The sequence below is a fragment of the [Clostridium] saccharolyticum WM1 genome (assembly GCF_000144625.1).
Taxonomy (GTDB): domain Bacteria; phylum Bacillota; class Clostridia; order Lachnospirales; family Lachnospiraceae; genus Lacrimispora; species Lacrimispora saccharolytica.
The window spans coordinates 153,911-180,113 of record NC_014376.1 but is presented as its reverse complement, the minus strand read 5'-3'; the positions used below and the strand labels follow the sequence as shown (position 1 = coordinate 180,113).

30 protein-coding genes are annotated in these 26,203 nt (G+C 45.5%); 10 read left to right on the top strand and 20 right to left on the bottom strand.

The window, feature by feature from the left end:
• Positions 1-92 precede the first annotated feature (92 nt).
• Entirely contained in the window at positions 93-1,820 is a 1,728-nt protein-coding gene (locus tag CLOSA_RS00870; RefSeq protein WP_013270906.1) for an oleate hydratase, read from the bottom strand.
• 218 nt (positions 1,821-2,038) lie between these two features.
• Here CLOSA_RS00870 and CLOSA_RS00865 point away from each other — a divergent pair, with 218 nt between their 5' ends.
• On the top strand, positions 2,039-2,272 hold the full coding sequence (locus tag CLOSA_RS00865) for a hypothetical protein (RefSeq protein WP_013270905.1): 234 nt from the start codon (positions 2,039-2,041) through the stop codon (positions 2,270-2,272).
• Here the strand turns inward: CLOSA_RS00865 and CLOSA_RS00860 are convergent.
• The 5 genes from CLOSA_RS00860 to metG all read right to left on the bottom strand — a co-directional run bounded on the left by CLOSA_RS00860 (position 2,269) and on the right by metG (position 7,487).
• Entirely contained in the window at positions 2,269-2,832 is a 564-nt protein-coding gene (locus tag CLOSA_RS00860) for a TetR/AcrR family transcriptional regulator C-terminal domain-containing protein (protein ID WP_013270904.1), read from the bottom strand. The genes CLOSA_RS00865 and CLOSA_RS00860 overlap by 4 nt on opposite strands.
• Before the next feature lie 15 nt (positions 2,833-2,847).
• Positions 2,848-3,717: a 16S rRNA (adenine(1518)-N(6)/adenine(1519)-N(6))-dimethyltransferase RsmA gene (gene rsmA / locus CLOSA_RS00855; protein ID WP_013270903.1), complete on the bottom strand. Its 870-nt coding sequence runs from the start codon at positions 3,715-3,717 to the stop codon at positions 2,848-2,850.
• Between the two features lie 31 nt (positions 3,718-3,748).
• A complete protein-coding gene (locus CLOSA_RS00850; protein WP_013270902.1) occupies positions 3,749-4,513 on the bottom strand; it encodes a TatD family hydrolase in 765 nt (254 codons plus the stop codon).
• Positions 4,514-4,564: 51 nt separating this feature from the next.
• A complete protein-coding gene (locus tag CLOSA_RS00845) occupies positions 4,565-5,320 on the bottom strand; it encodes a TraX family protein (protein WP_013270901.1) in 756 nt (251 codons plus the stop codon).
• 187 nt (positions 5,321-5,507) lie between these two features.
• Positions 5,508-7,487 carry a methionine--tRNA ligase gene (gene metG / locus CLOSA_RS00840; RefSeq protein ID WP_013270900.1) on the bottom strand — a complete coding sequence of 660 codons (1,980 nt, stop codon included), beginning with the start codon at positions 7,485-7,487 and terminating at the stop codon, positions 5,508-5,510.
• A gap of 517 nt (positions 7,488-8,004) precedes the next feature.
• Between metG and CLOSA_RS00830 the strand changes: the two genes are divergently transcribed.
• Positions 8,005-9,825, top strand: a complete 1,821-nt coding sequence (locus CLOSA_RS00830) for a DUF885 domain-containing protein (RefSeq protein ID WP_013270899.1) — start codon at positions 8,005-8,007, stop codon at positions 9,823-9,825.
• A 51-nt stretch (positions 9,826-9,876) separates the two neighbouring features.
• On the opposite strand, the gene CLOSA_RS00825 is transcribed toward CLOSA_RS00830, so the two are convergent.
• The 3 genes from CLOSA_RS00825 to CLOSA_RS00815 all read right to left on the bottom strand — a co-directional run bounded on the left by CLOSA_RS00825 (position 9,877) and on the right by CLOSA_RS00815 (position 11,521).
• The gene (locus CLOSA_RS00825) at positions 9,877-10,413 is read right to left on the bottom strand and encodes a GerMN domain-containing protein (protein WP_013270898.1); all 537 of its coding nucleotides are present in this window, start codon (positions 10,411-10,413) and stop codon (positions 9,877-9,879) included.
• A gap of 27 nt (positions 10,414-10,440) precedes the next feature.
• On the bottom strand, positions 10,441-10,890 hold the full coding sequence (locus CLOSA_RS00820) for a MarR family winged helix-turn-helix transcriptional regulator (RefSeq protein WP_013270897.1): 450 nt from the start codon (positions 10,888-10,890) through the stop codon (positions 10,441-10,443).
• A gap of 103 nt (positions 10,891-10,993) precedes the next feature.
• Positions 10,994-11,521: a spore maturation protein gene (locus CLOSA_RS00815; protein ID WP_013270896.1), complete on the bottom strand. Its 528-nt coding sequence runs from the start codon at positions 11,519-11,521 to the stop codon at positions 10,994-10,996.
• A 141-nt stretch (positions 11,522-11,662) separates the two neighbouring features.
• Here CLOSA_RS00815 and CLOSA_RS00810 point away from each other — a divergent pair, with 141 nt between their 5' ends.
• Positions 11,663-12,022 (top strand): arsenate reductase family protein, encoded by a 360-nt coding sequence (locus tag CLOSA_RS00810; protein ID WP_013270895.1) that lies wholly within the window; start codon positions 11,663-11,665, stop codon positions 12,020-12,022.
• Positions 12,023-12,127: 105 nt separating this feature from the next.
• Here the strand turns inward: CLOSA_RS00810 and CLOSA_RS00805 are convergent, their stop codons facing one another.
• Positions 12,128-12,616, bottom strand: coding sequence for a hypothetical protein (locus CLOSA_RS00805; RefSeq protein ID WP_013270894.1), 489 nt, complete (start codon positions 12,614-12,616; stop codon positions 12,128-12,130).
• 112 nt (positions 12,617-12,728) lie between these two features.
• On the opposite strand from CLOSA_RS00805, the gene CLOSA_RS00800 reads away from it, so the two are divergent.
• Entirely contained in the window at positions 12,729-13,796 is a 1,068-nt protein-coding gene (locus CLOSA_RS00800; protein ID WP_013270893.1) for an undecaprenyldiphospho-muramoylpentapeptide beta-N-acetylglucosaminyltransferase, read from the top strand.
• A 3-nt stretch (positions 13,797-13,799) separates the two neighbouring features.
• Here the strand turns inward: CLOSA_RS00800 and CLOSA_RS00795 are convergent, their stop codons facing one another.
• The 3 genes from CLOSA_RS00795 to CLOSA_RS00785 are packed head-to-tail and all read right to left on the bottom strand — an operon-like array spanning position 13,800 to position 15,420.
• Positions 13,800-14,342, bottom strand: a complete 543-nt coding sequence (locus CLOSA_RS00795; protein WP_013270892.1) for an RNA polymerase sigma factor — start codon at positions 14,340-14,342, stop codon at positions 13,800-13,802.
• Positions 14,339-14,776, bottom strand: a complete 438-nt coding sequence (locus CLOSA_RS00790; protein ID WP_013270891.1) for an HIT family protein — start codon at positions 14,774-14,776, stop codon at positions 14,339-14,341. The genes CLOSA_RS00795 and CLOSA_RS00790 overlap by 4 nt, the downstream gene beginning before the upstream one ends.
• A 23-nt stretch (positions 14,777-14,799) precedes the next feature.
• Positions 14,800-15,420, bottom strand: coding sequence for a rhomboid family intramembrane serine protease (locus CLOSA_RS00785; protein WP_013270890.1), 621 nt, complete (start codon positions 15,418-15,420; stop codon positions 14,800-14,802).
• A 212-nt stretch (positions 15,421-15,632) separates the two neighbouring features.
• On the opposite strand from CLOSA_RS00785, the gene CLOSA_RS00780 reads away from it, so the two are divergent.
• The 6 genes from CLOSA_RS00780 to CLOSA_RS21585 all read left to right on the top strand — a co-directional run bounded on the left by CLOSA_RS00780 (position 15,633) and on the right by CLOSA_RS21585 (position 19,690).
• The gene (locus CLOSA_RS00780; RefSeq protein ID WP_013270889.1) at positions 15,633-16,022 is read left to right on the top strand and encodes a Fur family transcriptional regulator; all 390 of its coding nucleotides are present in this window, start codon (positions 15,633-15,635) and stop codon (positions 16,020-16,022) included.
• 30 nt (positions 16,023-16,052) lie between these two features.
• Positions 16,053-16,349 (top strand): hypothetical protein, encoded by a 297-nt coding sequence (locus CLOSA_RS00775; RefSeq protein ID WP_013270888.1) that lies wholly within the window; start codon positions 16,053-16,055, stop codon positions 16,347-16,349.
• Positions 16,350-16,470: 121 nt separating this feature from the next.
• Positions 16,471-17,460 (top strand): metal ABC transporter substrate-binding protein, encoded by a 990-nt coding sequence (locus CLOSA_RS00770; protein WP_013270887.1) that lies wholly within the window; start codon positions 16,471-16,473, stop codon positions 17,458-17,460.
• A 15-nt stretch (positions 17,461-17,475) separates the two neighbouring features.
• On the top strand, positions 17,476-18,186 hold the full coding sequence (locus CLOSA_RS00765) for a metal ABC transporter ATP-binding protein (RefSeq protein ID WP_013270886.1): 711 nt from the start codon (positions 17,476-17,478) through the stop codon (positions 18,184-18,186).
• Positions 18,183-19,037 (top strand): metal ABC transporter permease, encoded by an 855-nt coding sequence (locus tag CLOSA_RS00760; RefSeq protein ID WP_013270885.1) that lies wholly within the window; start codon positions 18,183-18,185, stop codon positions 19,035-19,037. Before CLOSA_RS00765 ends, CLOSA_RS00760 begins: the two co-directional genes overlap by 4 nt.
• Positions 19,034-19,690 carry a hypothetical protein gene (locus CLOSA_RS21585; protein WP_013270884.1) on the top strand — a complete coding sequence of 219 codons (657 nt, stop codon included), beginning with the start codon at positions 19,034-19,036 and terminating at the stop codon, positions 19,688-19,690. The genes CLOSA_RS00760 and CLOSA_RS21585 overlap by 4 nt, the downstream gene beginning before the upstream one ends.
• A gap of 67 nt (positions 19,691-19,757) precedes the next feature.
• Here CLOSA_RS21585 and CLOSA_RS00750 read toward each other — a convergent pair whose 3' ends face one another.
• Genes CLOSA_RS00750 through CLOSA_RS00720 form a run of 7 tightly spaced genes read right to left on the bottom strand, consistent with a single transcriptional unit; the run spans position 19,758 to position 26,203 of the window.
• Positions 19,758-21,071 (bottom strand): DUF6382 domain-containing protein, encoded by a 1,314-nt coding sequence (locus CLOSA_RS00750; protein ID WP_013270883.1) that lies wholly within the window; start codon positions 21,069-21,071, stop codon positions 19,758-19,760.
• Position 21,072: 1 nt separating this feature from the next.
• Positions 21,073-21,462, bottom strand: a complete 390-nt coding sequence (locus CLOSA_RS00745) for a hypothetical protein (protein WP_013270882.1) — start codon at positions 21,460-21,462, stop codon at positions 21,073-21,075.
• Positions 21,459-21,890, bottom strand: a complete 432-nt coding sequence (locus tag CLOSA_RS00740) for a prepilin peptidase (protein ID WP_013270881.1) — start codon at positions 21,888-21,890, stop codon at positions 21,459-21,461. Before CLOSA_RS00740 ends, CLOSA_RS00745 begins: the two co-directional genes overlap by 4 nt.
• A gap of 14 nt (positions 21,891-21,904) precedes the next feature.
• Complete coding sequence (locus tag CLOSA_RS00735; protein ID WP_013270880.1) at positions 21,905-22,828, bottom strand: hypothetical protein; 924 nt, start codon at positions 22,826-22,828, stop codon at positions 21,905-21,907.
• A gap of 19 nt (positions 22,829-22,847) precedes the next feature.
• Positions 22,848-24,740 carry a DUF5702 domain-containing protein gene (locus tag CLOSA_RS00730; protein WP_013270879.1) on the bottom strand — a complete coding sequence of 631 codons (1,893 nt, stop codon included), beginning with the start codon at positions 24,738-24,740 and terminating at the stop codon, positions 22,848-22,850.
• Positions 24,740-24,925 (bottom strand): Flp1 family type IVb pilin, encoded by a 186-nt coding sequence (locus CLOSA_RS00725; RefSeq protein WP_013270878.1) that lies wholly within the window; start codon positions 24,923-24,925, stop codon positions 24,740-24,742. Before CLOSA_RS00725 ends, CLOSA_RS00730 begins: the two co-directional genes overlap by 1 nt.
• A gap of 15 nt (positions 24,926-24,940) precedes the next feature.
• Positions 24,941-26,203, bottom strand: a complete 1,263-nt coding sequence (locus CLOSA_RS00720; RefSeq protein WP_013270877.1) for an immunoglobulin-like domain-containing protein — start codon at positions 26,201-26,203, stop codon at positions 24,941-24,943.

Here is a 26,203-nt window from a genome sequence, read left to right as displayed (position 1 = left end):
ATTCAACGCAGTGTTATCATGATAAAGCAGTAAAGGGCCAGACATTTCCTGGCAGGAAAATGTCTGGCCCAAAAAGACATTTATATCAATTATCAGCGGTATGAGGTCTGAACTGCTTTCATTAAAACCTTAGGGTCCTTCACATATGGAGTGACCGGACATATCTTTTTATTCACTCCCATAAGAGTGTAAACAGCCATCCTTGCAGCCCGCACCGAATATTCCTCGGTAAATACCATATCTTCCGGTATTTCTACAAACTGGCTTACCATGGCAAAGTTGGTGGATCCGGCTGGCACTACCTTCGGGCGGTCTGTCATCTTACGGGGCTGGAACTGGGCGTCAACGTACGGCATCATGCAGGGTATGACATTGACCACATCGGCCAGGATCTCATCCTTACGGTTCTCCATATGAAGGTGATGGAGAAGCTCAATCAGCATCTCCTCTCCGGTGCAGTCCTTCATAGGCTTCTTTATATAATCCCCTACCCGGTCCGTATAAAGTCCATATCCCCAGAAGATTGTCTGGTCCATAGGCTGATTGATGAAATGAGGCTGTGCAGCCACAACAATACTCATCAGCCAGCTGGAATCCTTAAAGGTCATAAGCGCTCCGCTTCCTGGAACATTGCCGGAGTAATTCTCAATCAGTTTAAGCAGTTTATTTCCCCGGCTGGTTACGGTAAAACTCTCCCAGTTGGTTTCATGAACATCCCCAAAGAAGGGGTAGGGATTTCCCAGGCCTGCCTTCTTTGCAGATACCTTGCTCCATAATTCTCCGGATATTGGCCTTAAAACAGGCTCCGGAGCCGGAGTATGGAGATCTCCCAGGGTTGCACTGTCGGTCATACAGGCATTGGTCATAATGCAGATATCCCCATCCTCAAGCTGGATCTGACGTTCAATCCCGTTATCTTTTAAGTGAAGCACCTTTGCCGTAATTCCGTCTCCCTCTGCAAAATCAATATCAGTAACGGTACAGTTTTCCGCAAAGACAACTCCCTGCTTTCTTAAATAGGTTTCCAGGGGACGGATCACGCTGTCATACTGGTTTAAAGGAGTCCTTGTTACTCCTGCCAGAGTTTCGATCCTTGAGAATTCCAGGATCATCCGGCGCATGTATCGGCGGAATTCAAAAAGACTGCTCCATTTCTGGAACGCAAAAGTGGTCTGCCACATATACCAGAAATTCGTGGTAAAGAAATGAGGCATATCTGCGAACCATTCTTCTATGGTCATATCATCCAGTTTTTCTTCCGGTGTGTTCATAAGCCTTAACAAGGCCATGCGCTCGTTCTGGGTAAACCCCATGCTCTTTACATCAAGGATAGTTCCATCCTTGTCCACAAGTCTTGCCTTTGCATGAGTGGGATGGGCATGGTCAAAGCTTAAGATTTCCTCGGTCACGCTTCTGGCCGGATTATTTAAGGACGGGATGGAACCAAACAGCTCCCAGAAGTTCTCATAGGTCTCTTCATTTAACATACGTCCGCCCCGGCATACAAAGCCTTTTTCCGGAGTTCCGATGCCGTCGTTGCTTCCTCCTAAAATATGCATTCCTTCAAAAATGGTGATCTGCTCTCCAGGCATGCTGCAGTCACGAATAAGATACGCTGCACCTGCCATGCTTCCCAGACCGCCGCCTACAAAATATGCTTTTCCTGAAGTCCGGCCCATGTTTGGTGACATCATGGTTCCTTCATCTTTTAAATCCTTCTGCTTTTTGGAATAATCATAGGCCTTTTTAGCTGCCATTCCTGCTGCGGTGGCAGCAGCTCCCCATGCAAGCATTTTTCCGAAATTATTTTTTCCTTTCATATGCAACGCTCCATTCTATGAATTATGATAACTGATTTGCTTGATACGCTTATATTATCATACTTCAATTTATCCGTCACCATACATGGTTTTTCAGATGTATAAAAAAACGACATCTGGTCAATGATGTCGGAAAACCAGACATTTTTCCGGTTTTGTCTATGGGTTTTTTTCTTGTCTTCTCTTAAAATAAATTTAGTTTAAAAGGAGGGCTTTTTATGTCAGCCATCATTCACAAACACATCCGGGAGTCCGTCCTGAAAACAGCGCTTGTCCATCAATTAAAAAACGGGCAGAAATCACCGGAGCGGACCGCCAGAAACTTGGAAGAGCTGCTGCAAAGGTTCAGTCCAAAATCCGGAGAGCTTTTTTCCTATTCTGATCTGGTTGCTCTTATTAAAAGCTGTTCCTTGGAAGAGTGCCTGGATATCATCATGCATAAGCTTTCTTAAAGCTCCGCCTGGCCCCGTAGGTAAGCGATCCGTTCCGCAGCCCTGGCCAGGCTTTTTAAACGCTCCGCCACCAGCCGCGGCTCCATTTTCATTCCCTTTTCCGCCCAGTCAACGATGATCCCGCAGATGCCGTATGCAAAAAATTCTGCGTCAAAATCCCTTTCCTCTTTGGTGAGCTTCTTCTTTTCATCCAGCGATACAATCGCTTCAGTAAACAGAGCCTTTGCCATCTCAAACAAATAGCTTTCAAAGGTATGCTCCTGTTCTTTTATGGTATTCATATAAAAGGCTTTTTCTTTCTTCATATTTAAAAGCAGTTCATAAATCTTCTGATCCCAGTTTCGCAGGGTGATGTCTTCTGCAATTTTAGCAAAATTCTCATGATAATAGATCCAGCTTAAAAGTTCATATTTATCCTGAAAATGGTAATAGAAGGTCTGCCGGTTCAGCCCCCATACGGACGTAATATTGGATATGGATATTTTATCAAAGGGTTTTTCCCTGCATACCTGCTTTAAGGCTTCCGCAATTGCGCGTTTAGTAATCAGCGAATCCGACATAGGACCTCCTCTCTTTTAATCTTTCATTTTTGTGAAATAGTTGCTTAGGGAAGCAAACTGCTCCAATGTCAATGCCTCTCCCCGTATAGATGGGCCAAGGCCCAGGCTTTCCACTGCTTCGGCGATCTGCTCTCTGGAATAGGGGATTTCCGGTGAATTGTTTAAACCGTTTTGTAAGGTCTTTCTTCTCTGGTTAAAGGATGCCCGGATCAGCCGGAACATCAGTCCTGCATCCTCTGCCTTTACGGCTGGCTCCTTGTGGCGGGTTAAGCGGATCACCGCCGACCCGACGTTAGGACGGGGCATAAAGCAGTTGGGGGGAACATTGGCCACAATATAGGGCTGTGCATAATACTGGACAGCCAGGGAAAGAGCCCCGTAATCCTTGGAACCAGGCCCTACCTGCATGCGGTCAGCCACTTCCTTCTGGACCATGACCGTAATATTATCAATAGGAACATTATTTTCAAAAAGGCCCATAATGATGGGTGTGGTAATATAATAGGGAAGGTTTGCCACCACCTTAATGGGGCGCCCCCCGTTATACTGCTCTGCGATCTGATTGATGTCCACCTTAAGGATATCATCATGAATGACCGTCACATTCTCATAATCTGTCAGGGTTTCTTTGAGAATGGGAATTAAATTGGAATCAATCTCCACTGCCACCACATGCCTGGCATTCTCAGCCAGGTACTGGGTCATGGTACCGATCCCCGGTCCGATTTCCAGGACGCAGTCGTCCTTTGTTACGCCTGCTGCGGTTATGATCTTATCCAATACATGGGTGTCAATTAAAAAGTTCTGACCAAACTTCTTTTGGAATGCAAATTCATATTTCTGAATGATCTCAATGGTTTTTTGGGGATTTCCCAGTGTTGCCATGCCTGTCCTCCGTTTTCTTTAATGGCTGTCCCTAAAGGTTGTATAACCTTTTGGCATTCTGATTGGTGATTTCAATGACCGCATCTTCCGGTATCCCCTTGATCGTGCTGATTTCCTGTACCACATAAGGCAGATACAAGGAGGAATTGCGCTTTCCCCTGTTGGGTGCCGGAGCCAGGTAAGGACAGTCTGTTTCCAGAACCAGTTGTTCCATGGGCATGTACTCTACCACCTCTTTCAGCTTTCTGGCATTCTTAAAGGTGAGAACGCCTCCGATCCCCAGATAATACCCCATATTCAAGTATTCCCTGGCGATCTCCTTTCCATAAGAAAAGCAGTGGATCACTCCGCCAATGTCCTTTCCTCCCTCGGCCTTCATCATATCCAAAGTGTCCTTTGCCGCATCCCGGCTGTGGATGACAACAGGAAGCTTTACCTCCTTTGCCAGACCAAGCTGACGGATAAACCATGTTTTCTGGGTCTCATGGTCCGGCTCATCCCAGTAATAGTCAAGGCCGATTTCGCCGATTGCCACGATTTTTTTATGAGAAGACTGTTCCTTCAGCCATTGCATGTCTTCTTCCGTCATCTCTCCGGTTTCGTTGGGGTGAACACCGATGGCCCCATATATATATGGATAATTCTCAGCCAGCTCCAGGGTGCTTCTGGAGGTTTTCATGCTGGCGCCTACATTGGTGACAGCCTCAATGCCATGGGCAAAAAGGCTTGCAAACAGTTCCTCTCTGTCTTCATCAAATGCCTCATCATCATAATGGGCGTGTGTATCAAAAATCATAGGAATCTCCTTTAAAAAGCAGGCTACCTTCCAGTCATGAAGATGCCTTTCTTACTGTATGATAAATAACCGCAGGATATAGAGCAAAATCAGGTGCGCGGGATAAAACCAATAAAAAAAGTATTTAAAATTTCCTTTTCCCCTTGTTCCGTTATACATGCGGATGGGGATGAAAGCCAGAATAGCGGCCCCAAAGCACCCAAGACTTTCATAGGCGGCCAGGATTCCTGCAAAAATGGTCTGCATTTTTTTATTCCCGTAATAAATATAAAACAGCAGGATCATAGCAATCCCAATGATATTATAATCACATTTCAATAAAACAGCCGCGACGCAACCGGCGAAAAATATCAAAGTCCTCCTGACCAGATCCCCTGAGAACTTTTCATACCAGTAAAGGACACAAAGGCCGATAAACAGGGTAACATATACATTCTGATAATCAGGGTAATACCATTTGCCAAAGAGCGCCAGATCAAAGGGGATCTCGGAAATAAGTGCGAACAAAAAAAGTCTGGTTCCATACTTTTTTATATCCCTGGTATGGAAAAACCCTTCAACCAGAAGAAAACAAAAGATGGGAAATGCAATCCTCCCCATGGTCCGAAGTGCCAGGTCCATGACGGTCCACATGCTTCCTCCCGGCATGCCGAAAGCTTCGTAAGCCGGTCTGACGGTTTGGTATCTTAATACGCCGTTTTCAATGACAGCCACGCCGATGTGGTCTATGAGCATGGTTACAATGGCGATCATCTTTAAGGTATTTCCTGATAATCCTCTAGTACGGGCACTGATCGGCTCCTTCATAGAACCCTCCTTCTTAATAAAAGGTACATTGAAGTCAAATACCCCGTAGCTTCCTACGGGGTATTTGACTCTTGCAGCGTTTATCACATGCAGGAACGAAACCACTCCTGCCCCTGGATCTTTGCCTGCAGAAATTAACCCGGCCGTTCACTGTTTTCATTCAGGTGTCTCCTGATGGTTCCTTTTGTCAGCAGATTTCGGCTCCTGACGGCATGGATTTCTCGGGTACCATAAGGGACAGATTGCCTTCTGCATCCTCTGCGCAGAGAAGCATACCTTCAGACATGACTCCAGCCAGTTTTGCTGGTTTTAAGTTTACCACAACCATCACCTTTTTGCCAACCATTTCTTCGGGAGAGTAGTGGGCTTTAATTCCGCTGACGATTTGTTTTACCTGGCTTCCGATCCTTACCTGGGAGCACAGAAGCTTCTTTGACTTTGGAACTGCCTCACAGGCAATGATTTCGCCTACCTGAAACTGCAGCTTGGCAAAATCCCCGTATTCGATCTCAGCCTTTGCTTCAATATCGATCCCATCAGTGGCAGCTTCCCTGGCAGACCCGGCGGACTCTTCCTTTTTATTCCCAAACATGGCTTCTACTTTCTCCATAACTTCCTTCATATCCATACGGGCAAACAGGATTTCGGGCTTGTCGGTCACCTTGTTTCCAGAGGGATACAGACCGAATTCATTCATCTGGGACAGCTCTCTCTTAGAAGTATTAAGCTGGCTGAGAATCTTTTTGGAGGTATCCGGCATAAAGGAATCAAGAAGGCTGGCTCCTATGGCAATGGCCTCTGTCAGATTGTAGAGGACGGTTTCCAGACGCTCTTTGGAAGCTTCATCCTTGGCGAGAGTCCATGGAGTTGTTTCATCAATATATTTGTTGCTTCTTCGGAATATATTGAAAATGGATGTCATGGCATCTGCTACACGGAGCTTCTCCATCTTTTCCTGGACTTTTTTTACTTCCTCCAGAACCACTGCCTTTAAATCCTCATCAACGGCTTCCGCTGCTTTCCCGTCCTTTACAATGCCCTCAAAGTACTTGTTTGACATGGAAATGGTGCGGTTCACCAGATTGCCGAGGATGTTGGCAAGGTCAGAGTTCATGCGTTCTACCATAAGCTCCCAGGAGATGATTCCGTCATTATCAAACGGCATCTCATGAAGGACAAAATAACGGACAGCATCCACACCAAAGAAATCCACCAGAGTATCTGCATAAAGGACATTTCCTTTGGATTTGCTCATCTTGCCGTCTCCCTGTAAAAGCCAGGGATGGCCGAATACCTGCTTTGGCAGGGGAATATCAAGAGCCATAAGAAAAATCGGCCAGTAAATGGTATGGAAGCGGATAATATCCTTCCCGATCAGGTGAAGGTCTGCCGGCCAGAGCTTAGAAAACTGTTCCCTGCTTTGTCCGTCACAATCGTACCCGATCCCGGTGATATAGTTGGTCAGTGCGTCAAGCCAGACATAGGTGACATGCCTGGGATCAAAGGACACGGGAATCCCCCATTGAAACGTAGTCCTGGATACACAAAGGTCCTGAAGACCCGGAAGCAGGAAATTGTTCATCATCTCATTTTTTCTGGATACTGGCTGGATAAAATCCGGATTCTCATTGATATGCTTGATTAAACGGTCTGCATATTTGCTCATGCGGAAGAAATAAGCCTCTTCTTTTGCAGGCTTTACTTCACGCCCGCAGTCCGGACACTTGCCGTCTACAAGCTGGGATTCGGTGAAAAAGGATTCACAGGGAGTGCAGTATAAGCCTTCGTAATAGCCTTTATAAATATCATCCTGCTCATAAAGCTTTTTAAAGATCTTCTGGACCTGTTCTTCATGATCCTTGTCTGTGGTGCGGATGAATTTATCATAAGAAGTGTTCATCAGATCCCAGATCTTCCTGATTTCTCCGGCCGCCCTGTCTACAAACTCCTTCGGGGTGATTCCTGCTGCCTCTGCCTTTTCTTCAATCTTCTGTCCGTGCTCGTCGGTTCCTGTCTGAAAAAACACGTCATAGCCTTCCGCCCTTTTATAACGGGCAATGGCATCCGCCAAAACAGCCTCATAGGTGTTGCCGATATGGGGTTTTCCTGATGCATAGGCAATAGCTGTGGTGATATAGTATGGTTTTTTGTTAGAATCTTTACACATTCTGGTTTCCTCCTGTTTATTTACTGGGAGCAGCAAAAGGGCTTTCTTCCCTATCTGCAAAGAAAAACCCGCCTAAAAATATCCTTTCGGAAATTTAAAGACGGGGAACTGTCCCGTGTTACCACTTTAATTTATCCGCACCTTGCAGTACGGACCTTACCGGCTGCGTTGATTTCCGGAACCTTCCTGGGTTTCGGATTCCTCCTAGCAGTCTGACACGATAACGGGTGTGACCGTCGGAATTTAAAGGCACCGCTTTGCCATTCAATCCCGCTGCTCCAAGGCCATGTTGGGAAATACGCTCATGCTTCCTTTTCAGCTTCCGGAAGTCTCTGGACATGAGGTGGATTTCTTACTCTTCTTTTCTCAGCATTCTCATATATCAATTATCGGTATTCCTAGTGTAATGGTTTCCATAGGGTTTGTCAAGCAGGTAAGTTTGCACATCAGGGCTTTTGTCATGACTTTTTTAATATCATCATATAAATAATACTAGCGAATCACGGAGGAATTAAATATGAAAAACAAAGTTTTCAAACAGGGCCGCCGTTTTCTATCCCTCATCCTTTCAGTTACCCTGCTTTGCGCCTGTGCTCCAATGAAACAACCGCCTGCCTCCCCGTCATGGGCCGAGTATGAACAGTATCATGCCAAGAATCTGTCCGCTCAAAACAAGTTTGATCAGCTGACGAACGACCTGTTTCGGAAAGAGATCAGCGAATCCGGGATCAGTTTTCATTTCAGCATTGCTGACCCGGCTTCCCGGGGACTTGACACGGTTCCCCTGACCCTGGGGGATTATTCCATGGAGAAGATGAAAGAGGGAACAAAAGAACTTCTTGAGTTAAAAAAGAATTTAGATGGCTTCAACCAGCGTCAGTTGACCGACGAGCAGCGGTTCACATGGCAGATCCTCCGTTCCTACATAGACACGGAATTAAGCTCCGATGGTCTGGAGCTTTACGCCCAGCCTTTAACAAATACCATCGGGATCCAGGCACAGCTTCCCATCCTGTTTTCAGAGTATGCCTTTTACACCCGCAATGATGTGGATCACTATCTTGCACTCCTTTCTACCATTGATGATTATTATGGGCAGATCATGGAGTTTGAAAAGAAGAAATCGGAAGCCGGACTTTTTATGTCCGACACCTCCGCCGACAATGTATTAAAATCCTGTGAAGCGTACCTGATCCAGCCTGACCATAGTTTTCTTGCAGAGACCTTCAATACCAGAATCGATGCCCTTACGGACCTAACCCCGGAAGAAAAAGCTGCTTATAAGGAAAAGAATTTAAAAGTCCTGGAAGAGCATTTTATTCCTGCCTATAAAAATCTTGCAACCGGCATTACTTCCCTGATGGGAACCGGAACCAATGACAAAGGCTTAAGCTGGTATCCGAAAGGAAAAGAATATTTTGAATATCTGGTTAAATCCAACACAGGAACCTCTTATGGCTCCATAAGAAGTCTGACAAAGGCAATCGAAAAACAGCTTAATTCCGATATACAGGCCATTGGGCAGATCACAAAGGAGCATCCTGAGGTACTTAATGCCCTTGACAATTATTCCTTCCATTATACCAAGCCGGCGGAGATACTGGAATCTTTAAAATCCCTTATATCTAACGATTTCCCGGAGCTTCCAGACTGCAGCTATACGGTAAAATACGTTCCCAGCTCCCTGGAATCTTCTTTAAGCCCTGCCTTTTATTTGGTTCCTCCTCTGGATCGTTATGAGGATAATGTCATCTACATCAACGGAAATCCGCGATTTCAGAACGAGGATCTTTTCACCACCCTGGCTCACGAGGGCTATCCTGGGCATTTGTATCAGAACGTCTATTTCTTAAGCAGAAAGCCTAACGATATAAGAAGCCTCCTCTCCTTCCCCAGCTATTCGGAAGGTTGGGCCACCTATGTGGAGTTTTATTCCTACACCCTAGATAACGGCCTGAATCCGGAGCTGGGAAAGCTTCTGGCCCATAATACTGCCGTTACCCTGGGTCTTTATGCATATTTGGATATCTGCATCAATTATGAGGGATGGGATAAAGACCAGACAGCCAAATACCTGGGCACTTTTTACAATATAGAAAAAACAGATATCGTGGATTCCATTTATACCAGCCTGATTGATAATCCAACCAATTACATGGAATACTATGTAGGATATATGGAAATTATGGAAATGCTGAATACATCCAAAAAGATTTTAAAGGATGATTTTAACTTAAAGGACTTCCATACCTTTTTACTTGATGTGGGGCCTGCTCCATTTACCGTGATCCAGCCTGCGTTTCGAAACTGGCTGGCCAAACAATTAAGAAGCCATTAGATCCAAAAGGCAGAAGCGGTCATTTGCCGCTTCTGCCTTTTCCTTTAGATTCTATTTCAATTTCTTATAATTTTTATCGTATTCCAGGTAATCATTATCACCCTGCTTGATCTGCCCGCCGGAAAAATTCTTTCCATTTACAAGCAGTTTTAACTTGTTAAGCTCAAAATTTTCAGTAAAGGTATTTCCAATGGCTGTCAGCATGATGATATCTCCGTCTGAACTCTTTTCCGGTACCTTGGATAAATCTAGGGTGGCGGTTCCATCCCCTTTATCAAATTTCAGAACCTTTGTACCCTCTTCTAATACCCCATATTCGATCAGCTTGTCCACCATGGCTTCTGCTGTCAGCTCAGATACCGCATCCATCGCCTGATTCAGGCCGGTTGCATCATCATTTTTGCTGTATATGGAGATGATCTCCATAGGCTCTGCATTGGGATCTGGAACTTTATCACTGGCGCCTCCCGTAGAAGCCATGACCTGAGGATCAGGTGCAGTAGTCTCCATCTTAGGCTGTGTTGGTGTACATGCCGCCAGGGACATCATCATCATTGCGCTCATTAAAAACACGATGAATTTTTTCATAATTGCATATTGCCTCCTTAAATTCTGTTAAAGGCTCCGGAACCACTGATTCAGCTTGGTCAGAGCTTTGATCAAAACTTCTATCTCATTCTCACTTAAGCCTGCAACAACGCCGGCTATCATCTCCTGATGAAATCTGGCATGGTGCTCGTAGGCTTCTTTCCCTTTTTCTGAAAGAGAGATATATACAACGCGCCGGTCCTCTTTTCCTCTCTGGCGGGTCACATACCCCTTTTTCACAAGACTGTTCATGGCTATGGTCAGGGTTCCCACCGTTACGGACAGTTCCCTGGCTATTGCCGACATATTCTTTGGCTCTCCAATGCCAATGGCCTCGATGACATGCATATCATTATTCGTTAAATTACTAAATTCCTGGGTAATGATAGCCTGTTGTTCTATATCCATAATATCCCGAAACAGTCTTACCAAAACTTCGTTAAGAGTCCCGTAAGTATCCACGTTTATCCCCTTCATATATGACAATAAAAGCTTCTTCGTAATTATACATGATTATGTATCCCAAGACAACCACCTGAATTCTTATGAAATTCTTAAAATCAGAACAAAAAAATACCTTTTATACCAGAAAACGGGATAATATAACGCTGGCAGCTACTCCTGCCGCCGTAGCAGCCAAAGCACCGCCCAGGGTATACCGGGTTTTCTTGATCTTTACGGTTCCAAAATAAATGCTCAGACAGTAAAAAACGGTTTCCGTACAGCTCATCAGCACAGAAGTCAGCATGCCGATATAGGAATCAGTTCCATATCTTTTAAAAATATCAAGGACAAGTCCTGTTGCCGCTGAGTTTGATACCAGACGTATTAAAATTACCGGTACCACCGGTGCGGGAAGAAAAAGAAGAGCAGCCGGCTTTGTCAGACATTTTGCCAGAAAATCCAGGAAACCGGAAGCCCGAAGCACCCCAACTGCAGTCATAAGCCCTATCAGAGTTGGCATGATTCCTGCCACTGTTTTCATCCCTTCCTTCGCCCCGTCCATGAAATCATCAAAGACCGGCCTCTTGGACAATATTCCGAAACCTACCATATAAAAAATTATAAGCGGCACCGCTGCCTCTGACAGAAATAATAAGAATTTCATATGATACCTCCTGATGAAAGAAGTGGATATGCGCCTAAAAAACTTGATTGTTATAGTTTATTCCAATTCTTTCCTTTTCATTCAAAGCGTTTCAAGGTAAAATAGAAGGGGAAAAGAAAAACCGAAAGGAGATTCGAAACTATGAGCATTTTATTTTTACAATATCCTCCCTGCAGTACCTGCAAAAATGCAAAGAAGTGGCTGGATGCCCATGAAATATCTTATGATTCCAGAAATATAAAGGAGGAAAACCCAACCGCAGAAGAGCTTGCCGCCTGGATCAAAAAAAGCAGCCTTCCAATAAAACGTTTTTTTAACACCAGCGGAATCCTTTACAAAGAAAAAAATATAAAGAACCTTTTGCCTGACATGAGTGAAGATGAGCAGATCACCCTTCTGGCCTCCGATGGAATGCTGGTCAGGCGCCCCCTGATCATTGGTGATCATTTTGTACTGGCAGGATTTAAGAAAAAGGAATGGGAGACGGCATTGCTCCCGTAAATGATTTTTCATGATCAGCCCTTCTCCTGGTTAAATACCCAAAGAACCCGGCGAAATTCAAGATTCCAGATCTTTCTTTTCCGCCGGGCACAGTGCATTACAGATTCATAAATGCAATTCATGGGATACACCGTTAATCATCTGAATGCTGATCCCAGGTTGTTGTTTTATTTTTTCATATGCATTTGACAGCTTGTTAGCCCTGAGAACCTCGCTTTTGCTCTTCCCTGCATTCTGCTCTCTCATTCGGTAATCATTTGCCTTTTTTGCAGATGCTCCTATCGCGGAGGCCGCCAGTATGATCAGAACCACCATCACCACGAGCAGGGGTTTTTGCAGAGAATTCACAAATCTATGGCCATAACGCAATACCTTTAACTGTTTTCTAACCACCGTCTTTGCTCCCCTCCGGTTAAGTTCCGCCATGATCTTCTGGAATTCGCCGGGAGGAGGGGATGGGGGCTCCGGTGTTAATTCCGGGTGTTTTTGCATATAATCAAGCAGATGGGCTTCTAATTTTTCCTGTGACGAATCATAAACATTCATCCGTTTTAAAATGGAATTTTTTTTTCCATGGTTTCTCTCCTTCACCACGTATACACCTCTTAAATACAAGTTATCCTTAAGTTCCCACAAGCTTTGGGGTTGACTTTTTATCGCTAACGTTTACTATAATAGTATATCGATTTTGGGAGGCAACGCTTTTATGAAAAAAATCATTTTAACCGGCGGCGGTACTGCCGGTCATGTTACCCCGAACCTTGCATTAATTCCCTCTTTAAAAGAGCGAAACTACGATATTCACTATATAGGATCTCACCAGGGAATCGAGCGGAAGCTCATTGAGGGAGCTGGCATCCCATATGACGGTATCTCTTCCGGTAAATTCCGCCGGTATTTTGACTTAAAGAACTTCTCTGATCCCTTCCGGGTTTTAAAGGGATATTGGGAAGCTATGAAGCTGATAAAAAATCACAAGCCGGATGTGGTTTTTTCAAAAGGGGGTTTTGTAGCCGTTCCCGTGGTGATGGCCGCAAAGCACTGCAAAGTACCTGTCATCATTCACGAGTCAGACATGACTCCGGGACTTGCCAATAAGCTGTGCATTCCGGCTGCAGTAAAAGTATGCTGCAATTTTCCGGAAACCCTCCCTTATCTTCCCAAAGATAAGGCCGTGCTCACAGGCTCTCCTATACGGAAAGAACTTTTAAAAGGAGATCGGACCACAGGATTAAATTATGCCCGGTTATCTTCAAGCCGGCCGGTGATCCTGATCATCGGCGGGAGTTTAGGTTCCGTAACGGTCAATACCGCCTTAAGGGGCATTCTTCCGAAACTCCTTAAAAATTACCAGGTGATACATATCTGCGGAAAAGGCAATCTGGATGAAAGCCTGACCGGAATGGAAGGATATGTACAATATGAATATGTAGATGCCCCTTTAAAACATCTTTTTGCAGCTGCTGACCTTATGATATCAAGAGCCGGGGCCAACTCTATCTGCGAAATTCTTGCACTTAGAAAACCCAATATCCTGATTCCTCTTTCCGCTGCCGCCAGCAGGGGCGATCAGATTTTAAATGCCAGATCCTTTGCCAAGCAGGGGTTCAGCTACCTTCTGGAAGAAGAAAACTTAACCGGTGATTCCCTGTTAAAGGCCATTACTGAAACCTTTGCCAACCGGCAGACCTTTATTTCAAAAATGGAACAAAGTGAATTATACAATGCAATAGATACCATCATTGATATGATCGAGTCCCAGATCAAAAAATAATCATTAGATATCAAAATTGGGACCAAGAATCTTTTTTAAGCAAACTCTTGTACGATATATCCGGGAACGGCAAACCGTTCCCGGAATTTTTAAGATTTCACAAATCTCAGGAATTGTAAGCTGTTCTAAGAAATATAGAACAGCCATTTCCTTCCATTCATCCCTCATATTGGATATCTCTCTGGTAATCTTTAACAGTGCTTCTTCTCCAAGGATCACATCAAGGGGATCCGTGACCACATATCTCGTAAGCATTGCCACCTCATTGACTGCATCATCCTCATCCAGGCTCACCTTTTCATAATGACCGTTTTTACGAAGACAATCAATGGATTTACGCTTTAATATCTTAATCAGCATGCCTTTCTTTCGCGTATCGGACCATGATAATGAATAATTCTCAAAATATGCAATAAAAGTTTCCTGTACCACATCATCCAGTTCCATGTCCGGTACATGGAGTGTTTTCGCTATCCTGCGCAGCAGTCCCTGGTACTCGCCATAGATGGACTGAAGCAGCAAATTTTCATCTTCATGTATGCTCATCGATTATGTCCCTCTGATTGCAGGGCGCTCCTTATAGCGGCTCCTGTCTCTGTTAATTCTTTTGGACCTGCTTCGCCAGGCACCCATGAAACCATAACAGGACCATCCTCATAACGAGGAATCAAATGCACATGAAAATGAAAAACTGTCTGACCTGCTTCTTCCCCATTATTCTGCACAACGTTGAATCCGGCACAGCCTAATGATTTCTTCATGGCGTTTCCTATTTTAGCCGCTAATGGAAGAACCTTTTTTGCTGTTTCTTCATCCAGCTCACAGAGATCTCTGTAATGCTGTTTTGGAAGGATCAGGGCATGTCCCCTGGAAGCCGGCCCTAAATCCAGAATCACGCGGAAGCTATTATCCTCATATATGGTTTCAGAAGGTATCCCGCCATTTGCAATTTTGCAGAAAATGCAATTATCTTCCCTCACTCTTTCACCTCCTTCCATATGGATTAACCCCATTTTTTCATATCACAGCGTTTTCTCGGCTTACGATACAGGAGAATCCCCAGTACAATGCCAAAAAACAACCCCCCAATATGGGCAGCATTATCAACCCCTGTACTGGTAAAACCAAAATACAGGGAACAAGCGATCATAATAATCAGCTGTCTGGCACTTAAGTCCTCCAGCCGGCCGCGATTAATAAACACCGCATATAAAAGGCCTCCAATCACGCCAAAAATAGCGCCTGAAGCCCCTGCCGAGACCACGCTCCGATAATCACCCAGGTTCAAAATTATGGATATCACATTGGCGCCCACCCCGCAAAGCAGATAAAAAAGTAAGTATTTTATATGGCCCAATGCCCTTTCCAGATTATCTCCCAATATAAACAGAATGAGCATGTTATTCATAATATGATTGATACCAAAATGCATAAAAACAGAGGTGAGCAGCCGGAAGTACTCTCCTTCCTCCAAAACAAGCGGAGCGTACATCGCTCCATGGTTCACCATAAACTGCGTATTCACCGTGGAACCTGCCATCTCCAGATAAAGGAAATAGATGACATTCATAGCAATTAAACCAATATTTATAAATGCCCTCTTTCGCCTGTACACGTCTTTCATTACCGCTCTCCTTGATAAATATTATGCTTATTTTAACACAGTCTGCCGTATTATGTAAATATAAACACGAAATTTGCGGAAAAAACTTCACCTTTCCTCTTAGTGAAAGTCTTTTCTCAATTTGCGAAATATTCGCAAATTATATTGACAATCTTCCAATTCAGAAGTACACTTATTTGCAAATAAACCGCAAATTTAGGAAGTGAATCCCTTTGGCAAACTATAAGACAGAACAAAGAAAACAGCTTGTTGCCTTTTTACAGGAGAATCCTGACAAGCAGTTTTCTGCTAAACAGATTGCTGACTGCCTTTCCGATTCATCCGTGAGTTTAAGTGCAGTGTACCGTAATCTCACTTATCTCCAGGACAAAGGACGGATCAACCGTTTTACGAAGGAAGGGAGCAGAGAATTTTTCTACCAGTACATCCATTTGGATGATTGCCGTAATTGTATTCATATGAACTGCATAAAATGCGGAGAGACCGTTCATATGAATGCCGGCATCGCCGACAGAATGCTGGATGACATTTTAAGGATTGACGGGTTCCAGATCAAAAAAGAAAAGTCTGTGATTTACGGCATCTGCAAAAATTGCATCTGATAATCCTGTGATTTAAAAGGAGGAAGAGACATGGTAAAAAATCGAAAGCTTCTTGCCAGGCTTATGACTCTGGCAGTTATTTTTATGCTGCTCTTTTCCGTACTTTTTATAACTGCCGAATCCCGCCATAACTGCATAGGCGAAAACTGCCCCATATGTCTTGAGGTCCAGGCTTGTATCCAGGTGCTTAACAACCTGGGAACAGGTCTTTTCACTGTTGCTGCCGTATTTGCTGCAACTCAATTCTTTATTATCTGCACGAACCCGGTAATTCACCGGAACCCTTCACACACCCTAGTTTCTCTTAAGGTAAAGCTGACAAATTAAATATTGTATGATACAGGGGAGAAGTCTGCCCAATTTTCAGGCAGATATTGATTTTATTTTTACTCCTCTGTATATCCATGCCCATTTTTAATCATCAATATTTATCTGGAGGTACTGAATAATGAAAAAATTATTTATGGCCTGTCTTTTGACAGGACTTCTTTTAATTGGAGCACTTACTGCCTGCTCCAGCACCAATGCAAAGACCAGCGAGAATGACAAACTGCGCGTGGTTTGCACAATTTTCCCGGAATACGATTGGGTCAGGGAGATCCTGGGCAGCCACGCCGGTGATGTAGAAATTACCATGCTTCTTGATAACGGCGTAGACCTGCACAGCTACCAGCCCACAGCGGAAGATATCATCAAAATTTCAAACTGCGACATGTTTATCTATGTTGGCGGTGAATCCGACCAATGGGTAGAAGATGCCTTAAAGGAGGCAGCAAATAAAAACATGACTGTAATCAATCTTCTGGAGGTTCTGGGCGACACCGTCAAGGAGGAAGAAATGATGGAGGGAATGGAACCAGAGGAAGAAGAACATGACCAGGAAGGTGTCGGGGAAGGCCCGGAATATGACGAGCACGTCTGGCTGTCCTTAAAAAATGCCAAAACCTTCTGCAATTACATTGCATCAAAGCTGGGGGAGATCGACAGTGCAAATGCCGGAGATTATTCTGTAAATGCAGATACCTATGAAAAAAAGCTGGATGAATTAGATAAAGGCTACCAGCAGACTGTGGACTCCGCCCAGCTGAACACCGTTTTATTCGGAGACCGCTTCCCCTTCCGCTACCTGGCAGATGATTATGGACTTTCTTATTATGCCGCCTTTGCCGGCTGTTCGGCTGAAACGGAAGCCAGCTTTGAAACCATTGCCTTTCTATCAAAAAAGGTCGATGAATTAGGACTAAAGAGCGTGCTGACAATCGAAGGGACCAAACATAAGATCGCAGAAACCATTATTCAAAATACAAAGGACAAAAATCAGACCGTGCGATCCATGGATTCCATGCAATCCACCACTTCAAAGGATATGGAACATGGCGCTACCTATCTTTCCATCATGCAGACCAATCTGGACGTACTGAAAGAAGCGTTGAAATAAAAAGGAGGAATCAAAGTGGCACAGCTAACATGTAACAGCCTCACCCTGGGTTACGATGGCAAAACAGTTCTTGAAGGACTTGATTTTTCCGTAAACAGTGGCGATTATCTTTGTATTATAGGTGAAAACGGCTCCGGTAAAACTACTTTGATGAAGGCCATTCTGCGCCTTCATTCCCCGATGGAAGGAAGCATTGTTATGGAAAACGGATTTCAGTCTGCCGGAATCGGATATCTGCCGCAGCAGACAGTGGTCCAGAAAGACTTCCCTGCTTCCGTCTGGGAAATCGTCTTGTCCGGCTGTTTGAACCGATGCGGGCTGCGCCCTTATTATAATCATAAAGAAAAGCAGCTTGCCCGCAGCAATATGGAAAAAATGGGGATCTCCCACTTATCAGGACGGTGTTACAGGGAATTGTCCGGAGGCCAGCAGCAAAGGGTTCTGCTGGCACGGGCGCTGTGTGCCGCAGGAAAAATGCTTCTCCTTGACGAGCCTGTTTCAGGACTTGACCCAAAGGTCACCGCTGAAATGTACGGTCTGATCCGTAAGCTCAATGAAGAAGGCATCACCATCCTTATGATTTCTCATGATATCAGCGCTGCCGTAAAATATGCAAGCCATATCCTGCACATTGGAAATCCTCACTTCTTCGGAACAAGGGATGAATACCTGGACAATGATACAGGCAAAGCATTCTTATCTCGGGACGGGAGTTCAAACGCATGAATGGATTGATGGAAAAACTAATTTTATATTTTGAATACCCCTTTGTGCGCTATGCACTGATCGTGGGAATACTGATTGCTCTCTGCTCCTCTCTTCTGGGTGTTACCCTGGTATTAAAACGCTTTTCCTTTATCGGTGACGGGCTTTCCCATGTGGCCTTTGGGGGGATGGCAATCGCTACGGTGATTAAGATGACCAACCACATGTTACTTATTCTGCCGGTCACAATCGTCTGCGCGATCCTTCTGCTGCGTACCGGACAAAATGCCAAAATCAGGGGAGACGCTGCTGTTGCAATGATTTCTGTGGGCGCATTGGCCCTGGGCTACCTGCTGATAAATATTTTTTCCGCCTCCGCCAATCTGGCAGGAGACGTATGCAGTACGCTGTTTGGATCAACCTCCATTCTGACGCTGACAAAGACAGAGGTTTGGCTTTGCGCTGCACTTTCATTGGTAGTGATCGCCGTATTTCTTCTCTTTTACCATAAGATCTTCGCAGTCACCTTTGACGAAGAGTTTGCCAAAGCTGCCGGAATAAATGCCGGCCAATACAACCTGCTGATTGCGGTTATCATAGCCATCATCATTGTACTTGCCATGAATCTTGTAGGTTCTCTGCTGATCTCAGCTTTGGTCATCTTTCCTGCCCTTTCGGCTATGCGGCTGTTTAAAAATTTTAAGACCGTGATTATATGTTCTGCAATCTTGTCTGTTTTCTGCGCCGTACTGGGAATTCTCACCTCCATACTGGCCGGAACGCCGGTAGGCTCCACCATTGTTGCCGTAGATATCGCGGCATTTGCCTTATGTTCACTCATCGGAAGGATTTCAGGAGGAGTAAGGAGATGAAGCATATCAGGAAAATAATGTTGTTACTCATGGCATGCATAATATTGACTGGATGCAAGAAAGTTACGGGTGCATCCTCCGGACTGTCTTTCCCTCAAGGCAATGCGGCAGAATCCGGGCAATCAGAGGGAAACAGCCCCCCAAAATATGATATGGCAGATTCCGGACCTAATGATCCGGAAAACCCGGAAGTTGCCGGCAGTAATCCCTATCCCCCGGATTTCGCTGGTCCAGCCCCTAAGCAGCCGCCGGAGAATGACGGCAATTCCCCCCAGGAAGGTCCGGCGGACTCCTCTGGTAATTCTGCTGTTGATATTGACTTATCAAAATTAAGCAGTACTATGGTTTTCTCTGAAGTATACTACATGATGACATCTCCGGAGCAATACATGGGAAAATCAGTGAAAGCTGAGGGCACATTCCAGGTTTATCAGGATCCCGGCACAAAGAAAAATTATTATGCTGTGGTAATCGCAGATGCCACTGCCTGCTGCCAGCAGGGACTTGAATTTATCTGGAACGGGGAACACACATATCCGGATGATTACCCGGAGCAGGAAAGTGAAATAGAAATAACAGGTGTATTTCAAAGCTACCAGGAAGAAGGCAGTACGTATTATTACCTGCTGGTGGACGAGGTAAAACCGGTATAGAATACCTATCGAAACAAAACCGGCCAAAAAATGGCCGGTTTGCTGTTTCATAGACAAAAAGTTTTCATTATGTAAATATATAAGCAAAGTTTGCGATTAGAACCTCATCTCCCTTCTTCAATCCGACCGTCTCATTAGTCTCTAATACCCGCCCGTTTACAGTGGTTCCATTTGTGGAATTCAAGTCACTGATCCGGTATTCCTCTCCATCCCGGTCGATCCTGGCATGAATCCTGCTGACGGCATCTCCGGAAAGGACGCAGTCAACCATGCCTTCCTGCTTTCCGATCAGAAAGGGGACATAAGTTATTAATATATCTTCCGTATCTGGACCCAACGCCCGTAAGTACCGGATATTCTTATCCGCTCCAGGATCCGTCAGCAGGGTCGTCTGGATTATTTCTTCATCTCCCGCTTCAAATTTGGGAGCCTTTTCCTTTATTTCTTCCACAAAGGCCATTTTCCAGTCATCCCTTTCCACCGGTTGACGGCCCCCTTCCTCTCCTTTAACCATAGCCTCATTTTGCTGCCCGGAATATCTTCTCCACGCTGTCAACGCCGTGAAAGCCGTAAAAATTCCTGCAAAAGGCACCGCATACCAGAATTTCAGGATTCCTTCCAGCCCAGATAACAGCCATAACACTAAGGTGATACCGATCATGGCTGAAAACGGAATAACAAACAGAAGCCCTTTTTTTCTCACATCAGAAAGGCTTATCCGTTCTTCCATTTCCTCGTTTAAATCCCTGAGTCCATATGGAAGTGGAGACATCTGGCTTTCTTCCGGTGCTTTGGTATCATCTGGCTGTGGGATATTTTCATCACTGCCTTTTGTCCCGGAGCAATTTTTTCCTGCTATTTCAAGAAGATCCTTCATCCCGTAATTCTCCTTAAGGCTTTCCTGGTACAGTCCATAGGCCATTACCACACATTCCTTATCCTGATGATTGACCTTTCCCAGAAGATATCTCAGCAAACCTGTCATCTCTCCTGGAAAATCCACGTGCCTTCCGGGCACCAGGCAAAGGAAAACCTTAAACTGCTCCGGCTCCACATAAATATATTCCGGTTCTAAAAGGATCTGCTTTTCCTTAAGGAGGTAAAGCTCCAGCCGCCCCAGGGTCTGCCCAATATCACCAATTAACCTTTTAAGCTCCTCACCGCCCAGGCTATGGTATTCCAGAACCCTACTTAAGGGCTGCTTTGAGGTGATTTCATAATAGTAAAGCACTCTGTCATCCATCTGCTTCGCACGAAATTTCAACAGGCCCTCAATTCCATTTGAAGCCAGCATAAGTATTTCGTAGCCGTCATATCCAGTCTCTTCCAGCTCTATAATCAAATAATTGTGCCTCATTTCCCGCCTGTATGCAGCCTTCATTTCATTCCTCCTGATTGACGAAACTCAACACCCTTAAAAAATTCTCCGGATCAAACACCCCCTGTTCCAGTTCCAGCTTCCAGGTACCCCCTGCCCCCCTCGCTTTTACCTTTCTGCCTGTAACCGGATTCCCCGTCATCTTAATCTGAAAATCGTATTGTTTCCAGGAAAAGGGACTTCCAGCCCTTCTGGCCGCCCACCTCTCTGCTTCTTCCGGCAGCTCCGTTTCATTGTGGCGCAGCCTTTGCGCAGACTCTTCCAGCGCCATGGATCCTACCACCTCATCCCGAAGACGGTAAGCTGCCTGAATGGATACCACCAGCGCCCATAAAACAATTGCCATAACAAAAGCAGCTTCAACCGTATAACTTCCCCTCAGCTTTCCCCTCATAATATCTCCAGTCCGATCCAGACCGGGACCAGAAAGGGCAGGAAGGGTACGGTTTTCTTTTTCACATCCTTCCCCCTGAGAAGGCCAAAGACATACATTCCTCCGCAGAAGATGCCATTTAATAATGATCCGAAAATCAAAAGCTTCAGGTTCATAACCGCGCTTAAATAAAGGCCGCTGACTGCAAAAAAGCATCCATCCCCTATTCCGATTGCCTCACTTGTTAACCTGCTTAAAAGAAGAAGTCCCGCTCCGACCATACAGCTTAACAAACGCTCTGCCCCCATTTCTCCCTGCAATAGAGCCATGATCGCCCCAGCTATGGCTGCCCCTTCAAAAACCCATACGCTGACGGCCTTTTCCCTAACATCCTCCCAGGCAGCCGCCAGTAAAAATATTCCGAATAAAGACTTATATACGCCTTCCATTATAAGACACCTCCCTATTGCGAGCAGTAAGAACATGCTCCCATGTGACGGACCTCAGATAAAGGAACTGCCTCCACATATGCCAAGATGGAAGAGCAATTCCTGTCACTGTGATATCTCTCTCCTGACGGCATGATAAATACACTGCCGTTTTCCTCTGCAAATCTTCCGCATCTGCTGCAGGGCTTGTATTTTCCGCCGGATGAATTACGAGCATTCTCCAACTGGATAAAAGGAATCTGTTCCAGGTCATTATACAAATAGTGGCAGGTCCGCTGCCGGTGATATTTTGTGCCCGTCCTTCCCACATATACCAGCGCGTCCTCCTGGCCCGCCTTTTTTCCCTTACCTCCCTCCTGTCCGATCCAGGCCCTTCGGCTGGATCTGGCTGTCATTGGTATGCTGCTTAATCCAAAGACGGAAAATGGAACTCTGACTCTGTAATCCATGATCAGGTCGATGGTCTCCCCATCCCTTAAAACAGAAGAGCGAGCAAAGGATATCGCTTCAATCCTTTTACTCCCCGCCCGTCCTTCCATCCGTTTTCTCACAAATAGAAGCATCCCTTCCTCTGTGAGTCTGTCTGATAATTCCTCTGAAAGGCCGCCCGGCCCAGTTGACTCCAGCCCCTCTCCCAGTTCAAGCCGATGCAGCACATAAGCATACTGGCTCACCTCTTCACCTGCTGCCTCCAGGGCGGTCTGAATACGCCTTCCTTCCTTCATAGCCGTCATGGGTAGCATGAGAATTGCCATAAAGAACAGGAAAAGCGGCAGGACAAAGGCTGCCTCTACAGTCAGGCTTCCCTTTATTCGGGAGAAGGAGGCAGATGACAATGCCCTTTTTGCAAGGAATCCTTGTATTATGAAGGGGATTTGTACCTGGAGAGTAACCTTTTTTTTAATATTTTTTCCTTGAAACTCCTTGAAAAAGAGCATGATCATCTGCCTCCTTCCCTTAATACGCCTTTTCAGTCCGGACTTCTACCGGAAAAAAGGGATCAATTCCTCCGAAAAACATATGCCTTGATTTTACCCTCCCACGTATTTCTGCCTGATAGACACAGTGTATCATGCGAAAATCCTCCTGTTCCCTGCATAGATTCATCTGTATCACGTCCATAACACGGTAATACTGACGCCTGATCTCCCCTAAGAATAGAAGCAGCTTTAAATAAGCAGTATAATCAATCCCCGTTTCATCTCCTGAACCGCCTGTACAGGTTCCCGTTTTTCCCAGCTCCATAAGACCGGTAAGAGACAGCCTCCAGGTATCCCGCGTTTTCAAAAGGACCACCTTTTTCCCTTCCAAAAGCATTTTTACATCTGTAATTGCCTCTCCTAAGGCCCATACGCTCATTACAAAAAATGCCACGATTCCCGTAAGAGGAGCCATTCCCACAGCCCCGGTAATAAGGCCGGCAAGAGCCCTTGCCTCCTCCCGTTTCTGGCCGTCGGATAAAATATGGATCAGGTTCAAGCCCTCCCTCACCATGAGAACGTCTGCAACCGTCTGTTTTAAGTTTTCTTCATCTGTATGCTTTCCTGAAATCAGATACTCCATTTCGTACCTTACCTCCTTATCCTCCTCGGAAAGAAAGTTGGTAAGAAAACGACTGCAATATTCTCCAAACAGGATCCGGTCCATAATTCCCGCATCTACTCCCGGTCCCTGCTCTTTCATACAGGTGACGGATGGAAAAGAATTGTCAGATATAATGCCTTTGGATATTTCCTTCCCCTCAGGCAACACCAGAGCCAGCAGCCCAGTTTGCAGAAAACCTTCCACCTGTTCCAGGAGTTTTTGTTTTTCCGGATCCTTTACACCATTGGAATAGGAAAGAACGGGAATATCCGCTTCGTGCCATATTTCCCCGACGGAACCCCACAAGGAAGTTAAATCCGGTCCATCATCTTCTTCATCGTCACTGTCCCACTGATCAATGATGCTCTCCACCTCATAGGAACGCTCCTTCGCCCGTTCGGCCACTTGCCTCACCAGCTCCATCTTTTCAGGAAGTACCTGGATTTCCTTTCTTCGGTCTCCATCCTGATTAACATAAGATTCATAGCAGGAGGTATCACTCATGAAAGCTTCATTGACCTTCTGGCTTAATTCTTCTTTAGCTTCAGACAGGGCTTTGTTTGTCTCGGTTATACTACTTTTTAAATCATCCGCCCTTTTCTCATAAGCCTTTACAAGGGAAGGAATCCGGTCCGTCTCCCGTTTAAGCCTGTCCGCTTCTCTTCGAAACTCTGGACCGTCAAAATCTGCGATCCCTTCTTTCGCCGCCTGCCAGAAAGCCTTCTGCTGTTTTAGGGAGATGTTAATATCCTCTAAGGCCCGTTCCAGACGGACCGCTTCCCGCTCATGACTACGAAATGAACTGGACAGCTGTTTCACGGCCCTGGCTTCTTTTAAATTTTCAAGCAGCACTTCCCCGCCTTTTTCATCGGTTATATTTTCAAAGATTCCATACTTCATATAATCAAGGATCTCCTGATTCAAATAATGGCCGCCCCCGTCGGTAATAGAAATAAGCTGCATGGTATCCGCCTGCTCCATATTCATGGAGTACCAGCCGGAGGTGTCCATATAAGGCTCCATATATCCCTTCCACACCTTTGCCAATTCATCACCATTTTCACATTCCAGAAGGAAGAGCCGGTATTTTTCCCAGGCCTCCTTATGATACCTGCTGAATACCGAGTCCATGGAGGAATCAGCCGCCAGCTTTAAGTAGCACCTGGCCCCGGCGGTCCGTGCGGACTCTAAGAGTCCGCACATCAGACTGAATACACATAAAAGGGCCAAACTGAAAAATACCGTGATCTGTCCTTTTTTGCGCATTAATACACCTCTTTTGACTGGTTATTGATTTCCTTGAATATGTTATCCAGCAGGGTTGTTATCTGTTTTTTAAAGATGATAACAAGTCCGATTAAAACCACCAGGATCAACACCACCTCAATCACACCGACTCCATCTTCTTCTCTTAAAAAGTCCCCGATCTGATCTTTAATCCAATCCAGCATTCTTTCACCTCCCTTCTAATAAAATGACAGGAACGCAGGAACCACGATCATGACCATGACTACTCCCAGCATCATGAGAAGGGGCAGCAATAGCTTGGTTCCGGCTTCTTCCCCCAGCTTTTTAGCCAGGTTCTTCCTCTGTTCAAAGGCAGACACCATTTCAAGCTCCAACGCCGGCCGAAGCTGGCGGCTCCCGTTTTTCTGGCTCTGTTCCAGAAGAGCGGAAAGCTTAATGTAGACCTGAACCCCGCAGCGCCTTCCAAATTCACTGTAGGCCTTCCCTTCTGACAGCCCGCTGCCAAGCTGTGCTGCCGTTTTCACCATCTCCTCATAAGCCGGCCTTACGCTTCTTTTTCCCTGTTTTACCCCGTCCTTATAGCCCGCCGTGATCCGTTCCCAGGCGCCTCTGACCGTAAGTCCTGCGCCCATGTAAACCACCAGCTTGGAAACTACCTCTGAATAATCAAAAAGTAATTGCCGCTCCCGCACCCTTGCCTGATTTTTCCTGTCAAACTCCCCTTTTAAAGGAAGAAGTGCAGCCAGCAAAATTCCCAGCACCGGCAGGATCCGATAATCCGTCTCTTCAGGCTGGAAATATGTCAGCCGCTCCCCCATATAAACCGGTGGCAGAGACAGGCGGTCCTCCGTTTGCTGTTTAAGATCGATTTGCCCGATCCACCGGACAAAGTCATCGGCAGCCCTTTGTTCCCGGGTAAGAGAAGCAGGGTAAACGGTAACCTTAAACTCAAATTGCCGCTCATAGCTTCCGTCAGTCACCCTTGCCCTTAACCAAACCGACTTACCCTCTTCCGGTATATCCTCATTGTGTACGATCCCGAAGGCATCAATGACCTGAGGATTCTCGGATTCCCAAATAATTCTAAGCCCGTACTCGCCAAGGCTTCCCTTTAGATTTAGATTTCCTCTCACATCCTCCAGGGATTCATTTTCTCCCAACATCTGTTCTGTCAGCTCAGGCTGGATCTTTTGGAACAGCTCTCTTGCCTCCTCCTCACTGTATTTCCTCTCTCTGACAGGAATTTTCACCGGCACTCTCTTATCTTCATTGTCCTTATCAAGCCCGGATACCAGGACATCATAGGTAGACTCCCCCTGGCCCGGTCCTGCTCTTTTAAGCCCTGCCCCCTCCGATAGCTCCCTGCCCCCTGACCCAAATACCAGCTTCATGGCAATATAAAAAACAAACCCCGACACTGCACAGACCGCCTGTACTCTGGTAAAAGGGAAAATCCACTTTTTTTCGCTTTTCCTTACCAT